Source organism: Sphingosinicella sp. CPCC 101087, from assembly GCF_004151485.1.
GTDB lineage: Bacteria > Pseudomonadota > Alphaproteobacteria > Sphingomonadales > Sphingomonadaceae > Allosphingosinicella.
The window spans coordinates 112917-126513 of record NZ_SBFF01000013.1 but is presented as its reverse complement, the minus strand read 5'-3'; the positions used below and the strand labels follow the sequence as shown (position 1 = coordinate 126513).

General features: G+C 66.0%; 14 protein-coding genes. 6 read left to right on the top strand and 8 right to left on the bottom strand.

What is annotated here, in order from left to right; translation table 11 throughout:
• Positions 1–13 precede the first annotated feature (13 nt).
• The 3 genes from EKM57_RS19140 to EKM57_RS19130 form a co-directional block, all read right to left on the bottom strand.
• On the bottom strand, positions 14–826 hold the full coding sequence (locus EKM57_RS19140; RefSeq protein WP_243451145.1) for an energy transducer TonB: 813 nt from the start codon (positions 824–826) through the stop codon (positions 14–16).
• 107 nt (positions 827–933) lie between these two features.
• A complete protein-coding gene (locus EKM57_RS19135; RefSeq protein WP_129794131.1) occupies positions 934–1188 on the bottom strand; it encodes a hypothetical protein in 255 nt (84 codons plus the stop codon).
• Positions 1189–1307: 119 nt separating this feature from the next.
• The gene (locus EKM57_RS19130) at positions 1308–1514 is read right to left on the bottom strand and encodes a cold-shock protein (RefSeq protein WP_129794130.1); all 207 of its coding nucleotides are present in this window, start codon (positions 1512–1514) and stop codon (positions 1308–1310) included.
• Between the two features lie 275 nt (positions 1515–1789).
• On the opposite strand from EKM57_RS19130, the gene EKM57_RS19125 reads away from it, so the two are divergent.
• The gene (locus EKM57_RS19125; RefSeq protein ID WP_129794129.1) at positions 1790–2476 is read left to right on the top strand and encodes a helix-turn-helix domain-containing protein; all 687 of its coding nucleotides are present in this window, start codon (positions 1790–1792) and stop codon (positions 2474–2476) included.
• Between the two features lie 93 nt (positions 2477–2569).
• Positions 2570–3133 (top strand): dihydrofolate reductase family protein, encoded by a 564-nt coding sequence (locus tag EKM57_RS19120; RefSeq protein WP_129794128.1) that lies wholly within the window; start codon positions 2570–2572, stop codon positions 3131–3133.
• A gap of 61 nt (positions 3134–3194) precedes the next feature.
• Here EKM57_RS19120 and EKM57_RS19115 read toward each other — a convergent pair whose 3' ends face one another.
• Both EKM57_RS19115 and EKM57_RS19110 read right to left on the bottom strand, forming a co-directional pair.
• The gene (locus EKM57_RS19115) at positions 3195–5066 is read right to left on the bottom strand and encodes an ABC-F family ATP-binding cassette domain-containing protein (protein WP_129794127.1); all 1872 of its coding nucleotides are present in this window, start codon (positions 5064–5066) and stop codon (positions 3195–3197) included.
• Between the two features lie 327 nt (positions 5067–5393).
• A complete protein-coding gene (locus EKM57_RS19110; RefSeq protein WP_129794126.1) occupies positions 5394–6917 on the bottom strand; it encodes a serine hydrolase in 1524 nt (507 codons plus the stop codon).
• 491 nt (positions 6918–7408) lie between these two features.
• Between EKM57_RS19110 and EKM57_RS19105 the strand changes: the two genes are divergently transcribed.
• On the top strand, positions 7409–7948 hold the full coding sequence (locus EKM57_RS19105) for a hypothetical protein (RefSeq protein WP_129794125.1): 540 nt from the start codon (positions 7409–7411) through the stop codon (positions 7946–7948).
• A 119-nt stretch (positions 7949–8067) separates the two neighbouring features.
• On the opposite strand, the gene EKM57_RS19100 is transcribed toward EKM57_RS19105, so the two are convergent.
• Positions 8068–8607 (bottom strand): GNAT family N-acetyltransferase, encoded by a 540-nt coding sequence (locus EKM57_RS19100; RefSeq protein WP_129794124.1) that lies wholly within the window; start codon positions 8605–8607, stop codon positions 8068–8070.
• 251 nt (positions 8608–8858) lie between these two features.
• Between EKM57_RS19100 and EKM57_RS19095 the strand changes: the two genes are divergently transcribed.
• From EKM57_RS19095 to EKM57_RS19085, 3 genes are all read left to right on the top strand, one after another.
• Positions 8859–9254, top strand: a complete 396-nt coding sequence (locus tag EKM57_RS19095) for a VOC family protein (protein WP_129794123.1) — start codon at positions 8859–8861, stop codon at positions 9252–9254.
• A 35-nt stretch (positions 9255–9289) separates the two neighbouring features.
• On the top strand, positions 9290–9841 hold the full coding sequence (locus tag EKM57_RS19090; protein WP_129794122.1) for an alpha/beta hydrolase: 552 nt from the start codon (positions 9290–9292) through the stop codon (positions 9839–9841).
• A gap of 136 nt (positions 9842–9977) precedes the next feature.
• Positions 9978–10649 (top strand): alpha/beta family hydrolase, encoded by a 672-nt coding sequence (locus EKM57_RS19085; RefSeq protein ID WP_129794121.1) that lies wholly within the window; start codon positions 9978–9980, stop codon positions 10647–10649.
• 592 nt (positions 10650–11241) lie between these two features.
• On the opposite strand, the gene EKM57_RS19080 is transcribed toward EKM57_RS19085, so the two are convergent.
• Entirely contained in the window at positions 11242–12345 is a 1104-nt protein-coding gene (locus EKM57_RS19080; protein WP_129794120.1) for an AAA family ATPase, read from the bottom strand.
• Positions 12329–13501: a DUF262 domain-containing protein gene (locus tag EKM57_RS19075; RefSeq protein WP_129794119.1), complete on the bottom strand. Its 1173-nt coding sequence runs from the start codon at positions 13499–13501 to the stop codon at positions 12329–12331. Before EKM57_RS19075 ends, EKM57_RS19080 begins: the two co-directional genes overlap by 17 nt.
• Positions 13502–13597 lie beyond the last annotated feature (96 nt).

Genomic DNA, 13597 nt, shown 5'->3' with positions numbered 1-13597 from the left:
CTTCAGTCGCGGATCACCAGCCTCGCCGGCGCCTCGGCGGCTCGCGCTCGGGCGGCAGATCCTCGACGATCCAGCTGTGATTCTCCGTCATCCGCGACCGGATCGGCCGCCCCGACTCGTCGCGCGAGGGCTCGAAGAAATAGCGCCGTTCGATGATGCGGCAGGTCGTCTCGTCCAGGGCCGGGCTGCCGCTCGACCGGGTGATCCGGCAGTCGGTCACGTTGCCGTCGGGGAGGATGGTGAAGATGACCGAGACGGTGCCGCCGATCCCGGCCTCGCCGAGCCCGGGCGGGAAGTCGGAATCGCGAAAGCCGCCGCGGATCAGCCGCGGCGGGCGCACCCGGCCGTAGCCGCCCCCACCGCCACCGCCGCCGCCCGCGCCCGAGCCGCTCCCGTCGCCGATCCCGCCGCTCCCGGTTCCGGGGCCGGGTCGCTCGGCGGCGCCGGACGATGGATCGTTTCCGGCCGCGGGCCGCGGCGCGGCCACGATCGGCGGAGTCACGGGCAGCGGGATCACCGGGGCCGGCGCGGTCACCTCCGTCGCCTGCGACCGCAGGTTGGGCGGGGCGGCCCCGCCTTCCTCTCGCGGCGTGAAGCGCTGGTTCCGCGTGTCGCTCTCCTGCCTTGGCGGCGGCTGCACCGGCTTCGGCTCCGGTGGAGGCGGCGGCGGAAGCACGTCGAACATCCGCAACGGCGCCTCGACCGCCCCTCGCACGTCGGCGCCGAGTCCCCACAGGATCATCGCCCCGATCAGCGCCTGCACGAGCAAGGCGCCGGAAGCGGAGCCGACCTTCTCACGCACACTCTGATGACCGGCCGTCATCATGCGGAGAATGTCAGCGATGTCAGGCTTTCATGCAAGCAGGATGGCGGCGTCGCCGCGCCGAAGCGATTATCCGAGGGGCGAGCCGGAATCGGCAGGCCTGGATGCCTTCAGGCGGCCGGATCGTCCGCAGGCGTCGGTGTCCCGGCGGCTGCCTCGTCGGCCGCCGCTTCGGCGCGCAGCGCGGCCTTGTGGGCATCGAGGCTGGCGCGGCCGGTCTCGACCCGCTCGCCGCGCTCGGCCATCTTTTCCCAGGCGGCCGCGGCGCGCAGGTGGCGCTCGCGCACATTGTCGAGCGTCGCGGCCGCGGCGTCGCGGTGGGCGGCCTCGGCGCGGGTGCGGTAGAATTCACTGATGGCCGACATCTTCGGTCTCCCCGGTCATGGCATGGTGGGGCGGAACGGGTCGTCCGCGGCCGATGCCGGATTCCGCCGCGCCCGAAGGCGCAACGGGATCGGAACCCGTGCGAAGCCAGGCAGGCGGATCAGAGGGTCTGCAGCTGGACCGCGCTGGTCTTGCCGCGCTGATCGGTCTGCAGCTCGTAGGAAACGCGCTGGTCCTGGGCCAGGCTGTTCAGGCCGATCTTCTCGACGGCGCTGATATGGACGAAGGCGTCATTGCCGCCTTCTTCCGGCGTGATGAAGCCGAAGCCCTTGTGGATGTTGAAGAACTTTACTTTGCCGATGGGCATGGAATTTTCCTTCCGATCGGGCGCGCCGGAATTGGCGCAAGCCCGGTGCCAGGGAGGCGACAGAAGGAGCAAGGAGCCGAAAAGCGCCGAAGACCGTCTCTACGACCGAAGCAGTTTCCTGAAGTGGGGGTGCGGCAGTGGAATGCAAGGGCGGCCGCGGCCGGACCATGCCCGCTCGGCAGCCCCTGGACTACGTCGAGCCGATGGCGTGTGGCGCCTGGCAAGGGATGGCGTCATAGCTTCGGCGACCGACGCCGGAGACCGGGAGAGATCCAATGCAGCGCGCGACGAAGATCTTCCATCTGGAGGCGCGCGAGACGAGCCATTCCATGGTCCGAAGCATCTGGCGAACGACGAGCGCTCCGCATCCTTCCTTCATCTCGGTCGCCGCAGCCCATTGGCTGGTCGTTTTCTGGAAGCAGGATGGCCGGACGCATGTGACGGTGCGGGGCCCCGAAACCCGGGCGAGCGCGGTCCCGATACCGGCCGATGCGCAGTTCATGTCGGTCGAGTTCAGGCCCGGGACCTTCCTGCCGGACCTGCCCGTGCATTCCCTCGTCGACGGCGACGTGACCCTTCGCCGCGGCGTCGGCAACGCCGTCCGGCTCAACGGCTCCGTGCTCGAGATCCCGACCTTCGACGACATCGAGGCGTTCGTCGGGAGACTGGTGCGCGAAGGCCTCCTCGTCGACGACCCCGCGGTGCGCGATGCCCTGCAGGGCCGACCGGTGGACCTGTCGCGGCGGTCCGTCGAACGCCGGGTCCGGCGCGCGACGGGCCTCACGCTCGGAGCGATCAGGCAGATCGAGCGGGCGCGGAAGGCTGCGGCGCTCCTGGACGGGGGCGCAACCATTTTCGACGCCGTGATGCGCGCCGGCTATTCCGACCAGGCCCATCTCACCCGTTCGCTGAAGCGCTTCGTCGGCCAGACGCCGGCGCAGATCGCGAGGGAGGCGCGGTGAGTTTCGTCGCTTTCGTTCAAGACAATGCGCCGCCCTTCGATCAACCTGCCATCCCTGTGACGGCGAGCGGCGCCGGGTGAAAGGAAGTCAGGAATGGCCGGACGACTTGTCGTGACCGATTATGTGTCGCTGGACGGGGTGATCGAGGATCCCGTCGGCATGGAGGATAGCGGCCTCGGGGACTGGACCGGCCCCTACAGCCGCGGCGAGGAAGGGGACGCGTTCAAGCATCGGGAGCTGGAGGAGAGCGGCGCCATCCTGCTCGGCCGCCGCACCTACGAAGCCTTTGCGGCGGTCTGGCCGATGGTGAAGACCGAATTTGCCGACCGCATGAACAGCCTGCCAAAATATGTCGCCTCCACGACGCTCGAGAGAGCCGATTGGAGCAACTCCACTGTGCTCAGGGGCGACATCGTCGACGATGTGAGAAAGGTGAAGGCGGCGACCGACGGAGACATACTCGTCTACGGCAGCGCGTCCGTCGCTCACGCCCTGATGCCGCACGGGCTCATCGATGAGTTCCGGCTGATGGTCTATCCTGTCGTCCTCGGCGCGGGAAAGCGGCTGTTCCCGGACGGCGTGAAGGCGGCGATGAAGCTGGTCGAATGCCGGCCTTTCGCTTCGGACATCCTACTGCTCCGCTACGAGACCGCCTAGGCGCGACGGTCGGCCTTTCCGGCACGCCCCCGCCGGCTCTCGCCCCGCCTTGGCGAGTCGATCAGGCCGCGATCCGCTCCAGCGCCTCGTTCGCGTCCAGCCACTCCGCCTCGATCTCTTCGATCCTGGCCTCGACCTGCGCGCGCTTCTTCATCAGCTCGCTCATGGTCAGCTTCGCCAGCGCCGCCTCCGCCGAGGAAGGGTCGAACATTGCCCGGTCGATCGCGCTCTTCTGCTCGGTCAGCCGCGCCAGCTCCGCTTCCGCCTCCTTGGCGCGCCGCCTCAGCGCCGCGCTCTTCTCCCGCGCCTCGGCCGCCGCGCGCCGCGCCGCCTTGCGGTCGATCTTCGCCTCGGCCTTGCCGGCCTCGCGCGCGTCGCCCTGAAGCACGAAGGCGATATAGTCGTCGAGCGATCCGTCATATTCGCGGGCCGTGCCGCCGTCGACCAGCACCAGCCGGTCCGCGGTCGTCTCGATCATGTGCCGGTCGTGGCTGACGATCACCACCGCGCCTTCATAGGCGTTGAGCGCCTGGATCAGGGCCTCGCGCGCATCGACGTCCAGATGGTTGGTCGGCTCGTCGAGGATCAGCATGTGCGGCGCGTCGCGGGTGATCAAGGCGAGCGCCAGCCGCGCCCGCTCGCCGCCCGAAAGCTTGCCGACCTCCGTCGTCGCCTTCGCGCCGCCGAATCCGAACCGGCCGAGCTGCGCGCGCACCGCCGACGGGCTCGCCCCCGGCATCAGCCGGGTCATGTGCTGGAGCGGCGTCTCGCCCCGGTCCAGCTCCTCGACCTGATACTGGGTGAAATAGCCGACGCGCATCTTGCCGCTGGCGTTCATCTCGCCCTCGATCGGCTTCAGCTGTGCGGCGAGCAGCCGCGCCAGCGTCGTCTTGCCGTTGCCGTTGCGGCCGAGCAGGGCGACGCGGTCGTCCGGATCGAGCCGGAGGTCGAGCTTCCGGAGGACCGGAACGCCGTCATAGCCGACGGCCGTATGGTCGAGCGTCACCAGCGGCGGCCGAAGCGCCTCCGGGCTCGGAAAATCGAAGCTCAGCGACGGATCGTCGAGCAGCTCGGCGATCGGCTGCATCCGCGCCAGCGCCTTGACCCGCGACTGGGCCTGCTTGGCGGTCGAGGCGCGCGCCTTGTTGCGGGCGATATAGTCCTGCAGCTTCGCGCGCTGCGCCTCCTGCCGCTCCCGGGCGGAGGCGAGCTGCGCCTGCCGCTCGGCGCGCTGCCGCTCGAACGCGTCGTAGCCGCCCGGATAGAGGGTCAGCTTGCCGCGCTCGAGATGGAGGATGTGATCGACGACATTGTTGAGGAAGTCGCGCTCGTGGCTGACCAGCAGGATGGTGGCGGGATAGGATTTGAGGAAATCCTCGAGCCACAGCACAGCCTCCAGGTCGAGGTGGTTCGAAGGCTCGTCGAGCAGCAGCAGGTCCGGCGCCGAGAAGAGCAAGGAAGCGAGCGCCACCCGCATCCGCCAGCCGCCCGAGAAAGTGTCGAGCGGCCGGTGCTGCGCTTCCTCGTCGAAGCCGAGCCCGACCAGGATCCGCGCCGCCCGCGCCGGCGCCGAATGGGCGTCGATCGCGTTCAGCCGTTCGTGCAGCTCGCCCAGCCGGTCCGGGTCCTCGCTATGCTCGCTCTCGGCGAGCAGGGTCGCGCGCTCGGTATCGGCGGCAAGCACCGTCTCGAACGGCGTGGCGCTTCCGCCCGGCGCCTCCTGGGCGATGTAGCCGATGCGGCTCCCCCGCGGCATGCGCAGCTCGCCGGCATCGGGTTCGAGCATTCCGGCGACGACCCGCACCAGGGTCGTCTTTCCCGCCCCGTTTCGCCCGATCAGCCCGATCCGCCCGCGCGGCGGCAGGCTGGCGGAAGCGCCGTCGAGGATCGTCCGCCCGCCGAGGCGGACAATGATGTCGGTCAGGTTGAGCATGGGGAGCGGTAGGTAGGGTCTAGGAGCGGGGAGTGCCAGTGCCAATTCCAGCCGTCCGCATGCGGCGAAAGCCCATGGGCAGCCGGCTTACGGCGCTGATGCCTCGGCCCGCGCAGATTCTCGCACCTTCCGACCGGGGTGCATTTCGTTGACAGCACGGGCGAATTCGGCGCCTGGTTCCGCGACTGCGAGGACAACCTGCTGGGGATCGGACGGCCGTTCCAAAGGTGGTCAGGTAAGGCGCGGCGACAAGCCCGGCTAAACCATGGCGCGCAGCCTCCGGCGGCCTTGCCGGCACCGCGACGGCCGCCCGGCCGCCATACCCCGTCACCCCCGGTCGAACAGCAGCCTGCCCCCGCCTGCGCTCGCGATCAGCGACGTCACGCGGTTGGCGGCGCTCCGCTTGAACTCCAGCTGCAGCGTGCCGGCCGGCACATATTGGCCCGGCACGACGAAGCGGCTGGGCGTCAGGGGCGCCAGCGCCTTCGTCTCGTCTCCGATGCGCAGCTCCAGCCCGTCGCCCGCCGCCTCGATGGCGATCCGCTCATGGTCGAAGCCCGTGTCGAGAAGCCCGGCAATCTCGATCGGCTGATCCCGGCGCCGGACATAGGTTCCGGGATAATGGGCGAAGAGGGCCCTGTCCCGGATCGGCTGCACGACGGCGGACCAGTCTCCCGGCCATCCCAGGGCGTCCGAGACGGCATTGCGGATCTCGTCGCCGAGCACGTCGCCGTTCGCGCCGTTGGTGAGGATGGCGAGGCCGTCGCCGCTGGCGAGATGGCCTTCGACATAGGCCTTGTAGCTGTCGTTGGCGCCGCCGTGATGGAAGATCGCTGAGTCCCCCTCGCCGGCCAGGCGCGGACCCAGGCCGAACAGGCCCGGCGAGACGGGCGTCATCATCTCCGTCGCTAAGCTTCTAGGCAGGAACGGCCGGGCCTCGCCGCGAAAGCTGCCGGTCAGGGCGGCGATCAGCCGGGCTAGGTCGTGGGCGCAGGTCCACAGGCCGGAAGCGGCTAGCTCGGGAAAGCTCTGCCAGCCGCGAGGCAGGGCGGCCGGCTCGCCGGCGCCGCCGTGGGCGTGGGCGACGTCGGCGGGAGCGGGGGAAAGCGAGGCGCTGAACCGGCTTCGGCGCATGCCGAGGGGCGCGAAGACGTGGCGGGCGGCGAGCGCGTCCAGCGGCGCCCCCATCGCGTCCTCCAAGATCGCTTGCACGATCATATATCCCCCTCCCGAATAGCGGGCGCGCGCGCCCGCAGGCTCGATGCGCGCGAGCGGCCGGTTCGTCGCCGGCGCCGTGCCGGTCAATATGTCGGCCAGGTCCGGTAGCGCGGCACCGGGCGCGAAATCGCGAAAGCCGTGAACGTTGAAGCCGGCGGTGTGGGACAGCAGCATCCGCAGCGTGATTGGGCTCGTGTCGCCGGCCGGCCCTGGCGGCACCGGCCAGCGCCGCAGCCAGCGACCAACGTCCCGGTCGACGTCGAACTGGCCGAGCGCGACGAGCCGCAGGCACAGGGCCGCCGTCGCTACCTTGCTGACGGACCCGACTGAGAACAGGGTCTCCGGACCCACCGGCGCAGCCGCCCCGGCCGTTCGGGTGCCGTAGCCGCCGATCGTCCCGATCCGCCCCTCACGCAGGATCGCGACGGCGACTCCGGGCACGTGCAGCTCGGCCATGCGATCGGCAAGCGTGGAAGGCCGGGCGTCCGCCGCACGGACCGTCGGGCGCAGCCGCGTCTCGAACCCGGGGGCCGGTCCGGCGGCCCCGGCGTGGGCGCGCGAGGAGGCGGGCGGCAGGATCGGCAGGACCAGGCCGGCGGCCAGGAATTCTCGGCGTCGCAGTTCTACGGGCATGGCACTCCCCCTCGAGATGAGTGGCAGCGCCCGCCTCAGGTGGTGCAAGGCTGATCCGGTGCCCTGATCAGCCGCTCTACTTTGGACAGGGAACGTCCCTGGTGCAAGCCTCCCCGCGGCTCGGCACCGGCACGCACCGATTGGCCGATCGCCTCGCCGTCGCCCGGCAGGCCATACCGAGCGGCCGCGGCGACAGGTTGGGGGCGCCGTCGATGATGGTGCGGTCCGTTGACAATGATCGAGGCTCGGTGTCCTCTTCTCGCCGGGCGCCTCGCCCCCGGCACGGAGCGGACCGAATGTACCGGCACCTGCCAATGGCCTTCATGACGGTTGCGGCTGCGCATCTCGGCGCCTGCGCTCCCGACAGCAACTCGCAAATCGGGAAAAGCGAAACGGGAGGCGCGGCGTCCCCGGCGACGGGACGGGGTGCCGCAGGGTCCATTCCTCCCCCTTGTCCGCCGGAGCAATTGTCGTGCGGCCTGCAGAGGCCGGTGCTGTCCGACGGCGCACGGCCATTCGTGAACGAGAATATGGGGCTGAGCGTGGTCTTTCCGCAGGGTAGCCGGGTCTGCATGAGCCGTTCGGGAGACGCGCCGCGCGGCTTCTACGCTCGCTACGGAACGGGCGCGACGGGCTGTCCCGAAGGCCGGGAGGATTCGCCGGAGGCGTCCATGGGCCTGAACTCATCCTTCAATGCGACCTTCCTTGCGACACCGGCAGAGGTCGCCGGAAGCTGCACGCCGCCGGACGAAGCCATCCTCCAACATTTCGGCGCCGACGGACTGGTCTTCCCCGGCCATCGGTCGCTCGCCTGTCAAAGCATCGGAAAGGACGGGTCGATCGATCTCACGGTCTATGCGCTGGCCGGAGAGTGGGCCGGCGATCCGCCCGAGGACGTGCCGCATGTCGTCTACCGGGCCACGCTCGGCACGCGACCCGGACGCCTGGAGGAGGATTTGCGGATGTTCCGGACCTTCCTCGGCCAGGCGCGTATCGGCCTGTTCCAGGATCGGCCGGGGCTCGGCGGATAATGAGGCCGTCTGTTTGACGGGCTTTCCGCGCGGAACTGGTAAACTGGCCCAGGGATTCGCCGGACTCTCCGACAAGGCGGCGCCGTGATCCGGCTTCGCCTGCCGGCCCGGTCCGGGCTTCAGATCGGACGGGCCAGGATCGTCGAGCTCAGACGGTCGGTCCCGACGTCGAGTATTGGTCCCGATCCAAGGGGCGCGAGGTCGTGCTTGAGATAGAAGGCCTGTGCCCGCCGGTTGGTGTCTGCGACGGCCAGCCACAAATGCCTTGCTCCTGAAACGCGAGCGGAGTCGATCGCGTCCTCCATCAGCACGCGCCCCAGGCCCGTTCCATATTCGGAAGCGAGGACGTAAAGCTGTTTCAGCTCCATGGACTCGCCCTGGAGCGCGATCGGGCAGTCATGCCTCTTCAGGACGTAAAGGCCCGTCGGCTCCCCGTCCCGATAGGCGAACTTGCAGACCTGCTTGGGATCGCTCAGCGCAAGGCGCGCCCGCTCTGCCGAATAATTGACCGCGCAATAGGCTTCGACATTGGCGTGGCTATGGACCGAGGCATAAGCCTGCCGAAACGTCTCGGCCCAGAGACGGGCCAGCTCATTCGCCGCTTCTGGCCCGATCTGCCGCAGGATCCAGGATGCCATCGCCATTGCCGCCTTCTTCATGGCCTTCACTCAGATTGGCCACAGGGCGCCCTCGACGCAAGGGTTGCTCCCGGCGTGGCGGCCCCAAGACCGCGGCGTTCGCGCCGGTCAGGGCCGAAGCCGTCTTCCTGAAGCCCGCAGGACATGGCCGCCGCGGCGGCATGGCTCGTCAGGCGGTCGCGTCCGGCCTAGGCCTTCGGGGTCGACGTGCGGCCGTTCGGGAGAGATGGTAAGGGCAAGCGCGGCGCCCGAGCGCTGCAAAGGAGGAAACGATGCTGGGCTTGCGAAAGGTGGCGACGCGGCTGCCGGCGAAGGATCTGGACCGGGCCCGCGCCTGGTATGCCGAGAAGCTGGACCTGCACCCGGCCGAGGCGCGGCCCGGCGGGCTTCGATATGTGGTCGGCGATGGCGAGTTCGCCTTGTTCGCGTCGGCTGGCCAGTCCGACGGCACGTTCACGCAAATGGGGTTTGAGGTAGCCGACCTGCGGGCGACCGTCGCCGAGCTGCGGCGGCGCGGCGTGGTGTTCGAGGAGTATGACGAGCCCCTCCGCACCGAGGACGGCATCGCCACGGTCGACGGCAATTATCCGAGCAAGGGCAGGGGCGAATATGGCGCCTGGTTCCGGGACTGCGACGGCAATTTGCTTGGGGTCGGGCAGCCCTTCTAGGATTGGAGAGCCTGTTCACGGCCAGGGGATAGCCGATGCGACGCCAGCTGCTTTTCATTCAGGGCGGGGGCGCCGGCGCGCATGCGTGCGACCGCCTGCTGGTCGACAGCCTCGCGCGGGCGCTCGGGCCGGACCGTGAGATACGTTATCCGCTCATGCCGAACGAGGATGAGCCCGACGTCGACGCGTGGAAGGCGGAGATCGCCCGGGAGCTTGCCGCGCTGGAGGACTGCGCGATCCTCCTCGGCCATTCGCTCGGCGGGATGATCCTCGTCGACGCGCTCGCCGGGCTGCCGCCGCCGCGGCCGCTCGGCGCGCTGTTCCTCCTGGCCGCGCCCTTCGCCGGCGAGGGCGGCTGGCAGCTTGACGATTTCGAGACGCCCGCCGACCTGGGCGCGAATCTGCCGCCGGGCCTGCCGGTCCACATCTTCCACGGAGAAGAGGACGAGGTCGCGCCGCCCGCCCATGCCGGCCTCTATGCCCGCCTGCTGCCGCAGGCCCGGTTGCACCTCCTGCCGGGGCGCGATCATCAGCTCGGCAATGATCTCGGCGAGGTCGCCGAGGTGGTCAGGGGGATATGGGGGTAGGTGCCGTGCCGGGGCGGCGGCGGAATGCGACGCGGTGACAGGTCAAGTCGCCGCGGCTGGCTTCGGAAAACTGCTGGTCGAAGGGAGCAAGGGGTGCAATCGTGAAGTGGCGTCGTCATCGTGAGCATTGATCGAGATGGATGAGATCGAGCTAGGCATTGCCGTCGGCGACGAGCAGGTCTCGGGCCTGTTGCTGTGCCCGACCGACGCGAAGGCGCTCTACCTCCTTGCCCACGGCGCCGGCGCGGGGATGAGGCACCGGAGCCTGGCGGCCGCGGCCGAAGGCCTGGCCGCGCGCGGCATCGCGACCTTACGCTACCAGTTCCTCTATATGGAGAAGGGCTCGAAGCGGCCCGATCCGCCCAAGCTCGCCCACGCGGCCGTGCGCGCGGCGGCGGCCGAAGCCGCGCGGCTCGCGCCCGATCTTCCGCTCTTCGCCGGCGGCCGCTCCTTCGGCGGGCGGATGACCTCGCAGGCACAGGCGGAGGCGCCGCTTCCCGGCGTGCGCGGCCTCGTCTTCCTGGGCTTCCCGCTCCATCCGGCCGGCAAGCCCGGCATCTCGCGCGCCGAGCATCTCGCGCGCGTGCAAATTCCGATGCTGTTCGTCTCCGGCACGCGCGACGCCCTGGCGGAGCTGGACCTGCTGAGGCCGGTGGTCGCCGACCTCGGATCGCGTGCGACCCTCCACCTGATCGACCATGCCGACCATGGCTTCAGGGTCGCCGCCAGGAGCGGCCGCAGCTCGGCCGATGCTGAGGCCGAAGCTTGGGACGCGGTGGCGGACTGGATCGGAAAGCTCGCGACTTGACCGGTGTGAGATTAGGAGAGTTGGCCTGTCTTGATGGGTCCGTCACCCCGGCGAAGGCCGGGGCCCAGCCTCTTAGGCGTTATCGCACGTATCACCGCAACCCTAAGCGCTTCCGCGAACGGCTCGGGAACCTGGTGAAGCATAAGCCGGTTGAGAAGCCGCAGGGGTGAGGTCGCCAAATCAGGGCCGTGACGAGGCCGCGAGGAACAAGCGCGTCTATGTCGGGTGCTACCTCCTTGCGTGGGGCCTGATCATACTCCCACTCCTTGGCGTCTATGCCCTTGGTGCGGGCCTGTTCGGGAGGAGCATCGCGCAACTGCCGGAGGATCTGATTCGCTACGCACTCGAGATGGATGTCCTCGCAATCATCATTTTGCTCGCCTCGCTCCCGCTCATGTTTGTGCCCTACTGGCTATGCACTGAAATCCGGCGACGCAAACGGCCGGGTTCGTGAAATGCATAATCCCCTTGGTTGTGGGTACTTCGCGTGTCGATCGAAATAATGCACCGTCACCGTAATTCCGAACAAGGGCACGGGCGAGCTCGGCGGCTGGTTCCCGACCGTGGGGGCAACCTGCTGAGGATCGGCCAATTATAAAGGAACGGGCACGACCGGTGCAATTAAGTCTCCCGGAGAGCCGTACTCATCAAAGAAGCTTTGCGGCCAGTCTTGTAGACTGTCGTCAGAGGAATTCAATGTAGAGCATCTCGAAACGCGTCCACTCTCGTCGTATACGGCCTGAAAGTAGTTGATGCATACGATCGAACCATCAATACTCCTACTCATCGAACTATTTCTCAGCCAGTGAAAAGTTTCTCGACTATGGGTCTCTACAATCACTTGGGCACCGGCAGCGGCGGTCCGATAAAGAAGTTCGGTCATTGCTCGTTGACTGACCGTATGAAGGTGAGCTTCAGGGTTCTCAACAATCAGCGTTCCTCCCGGTTGTGCCACCAAGGCCGCCACAATGATAGGCAATGCGTAGCTTAGGCCAAAGCCAACGTTGGTAGGCCGCACAGGTAAGCTAGGAAGGCCACCTGGGGGCGTAAAAACAAAGCTAGATCCTATGCTATCCACTTCACCGTAGGGGTGAAGCTCGATGCGAGCAGTCGGACAAATTTGTCCAAGATACATTTGGAACAGTTCCTCAAGTGAACCGCCTTGTCCCCCGCGCCTCGGGTCGTTCTTAGGAAGGATTTCCGCTCGAAATCTTTCGAGCACTGCAAGGGCACCTTCACCTCGCGGCCCCATCTCTCTACGCTCTGCACTCTGAAGCGATCGAGGACCAACTAACCTCGGACCCACTCGCTCCGCAGCGAGGTAGACGAAGTTATCTGATATTAGCTCCGGGAGAATGGCGAAAGGAGTTCCGAGAGGAAGTACGTCTGCCTCAGGATTGTACCCCATCCTGAACACGCCGCTCCTGTCCTCGGACCCCGTGAGGGTGAGCTCGATGACATCTTCATCTGCTCCTTGTCGTAACACGTCATGCCCAGTACCCAAGCTCACCAAGCTTCCGTTTAGCACTGCCTGCTTCGCGCGGTGCTGACCCAAGCTCTGGCGAAGTAGGGCTAGTGCCTGTATCATGCTTGACTTCCCGGCACCGTTAGGTCCCAAAATCACAGTGAGCGGCTTCATTGGAACGACCACGTCGTCAAAACTCTTGAAGTTTCTGAGCCTAATCGAATTGAGCATCGAGCACTTCCTTGATTAGCTTCTGAACCGTATTAAATCGGAGAAGCACTCTTGCTCGACTACCCGTAGCAACCGACACAGAGCGCTCAAATTCGTAATTATCCATCAGAGCCATTGAAAACTCGTCACGCAACATAGAGGATTTGGAACGGAGGTTCCAAAAATCCCCTTCGCTTAACTCAGCCAATCGCACCGACCATGCTTCGAACAACGCCCGATTAATTGGCGTCCTAGGCGCAGTCATCGTATAACGCTTTCGAAACGCGTCGTTACCAAAAACTTCTTCGGCGCGCGTCATCGCCAGACGGAATCTATTCCGAAGCGCCTGTCGCTCTGAGTTTGACATGTCATTTAGACGTTTCATGGCATCATTAAGAAAACCGTCTAGGTCACCGCCATAGTAGCTCTCTGGAGAGGTCATCGAAAAGGCACAAAACCTAAGGGCAAGCTCCCGGGCGCCCATTCGATCATCGCGGACAGAGTCGTCTGTCGCTCTCCTGAATTCCTCGGATTCAACTAAAGACAACAAGAATCCACGAGCTGGACCAGGATTAAGCGCATGCCTAATTTCCTGTCCGTTAAGCGTTATCCCGCCAGTGTTTATCCGCTTGAATACATTAAACATCACTTCATCTGGTGTTCCACTCTCGATGACGTTAATGTTAAGCTCAGTCTCGTCGATACGACGTTTTATGGAGCGCGGGAGCTGCGTGAATGTTGTGCCTTCCAAGGCACTCAAATACTCTAACCCTCTTAGTGAAAACGAATGAACGCTTTCTGTATGGATAAAATCGTATATTGTTGTCAATCTCTGAAGGCCGTCTACAACTCTCCAGTTCTCTCTATCGTCAGCTGCTACATAGAACACTGGCAGCGGGATACGGAGAAGTATTGATTCAATAAGCTTGCTTTTCCTTGATATGTCCCATATTCGCGCGCGGCGTTGAAAATCCGGTGCGAGCTCGACTTCGCCGTGCTCTATTCGGCTGGCAATCTGACCAATAGTAACAACTCTTCTGCTAATCTTTATTTGATTAGGATCGAACGGATGGTCGATCTTATCAGGAATTTGGTTAAGTTCAGGAAACAAGGTCTCCTGCTCAAGACCTTGCTGATCGTCTTCTCCGAAGATGCGTTCACCGGTGGTATTATCCATTCACATTAGACCTCGGGTTGCGAGTGCCGCCCACACTTGGTTCCGACGCGCTTCGCGCTAACCATGTTGCATATTCGCTGCGAATGGAGCGGACAA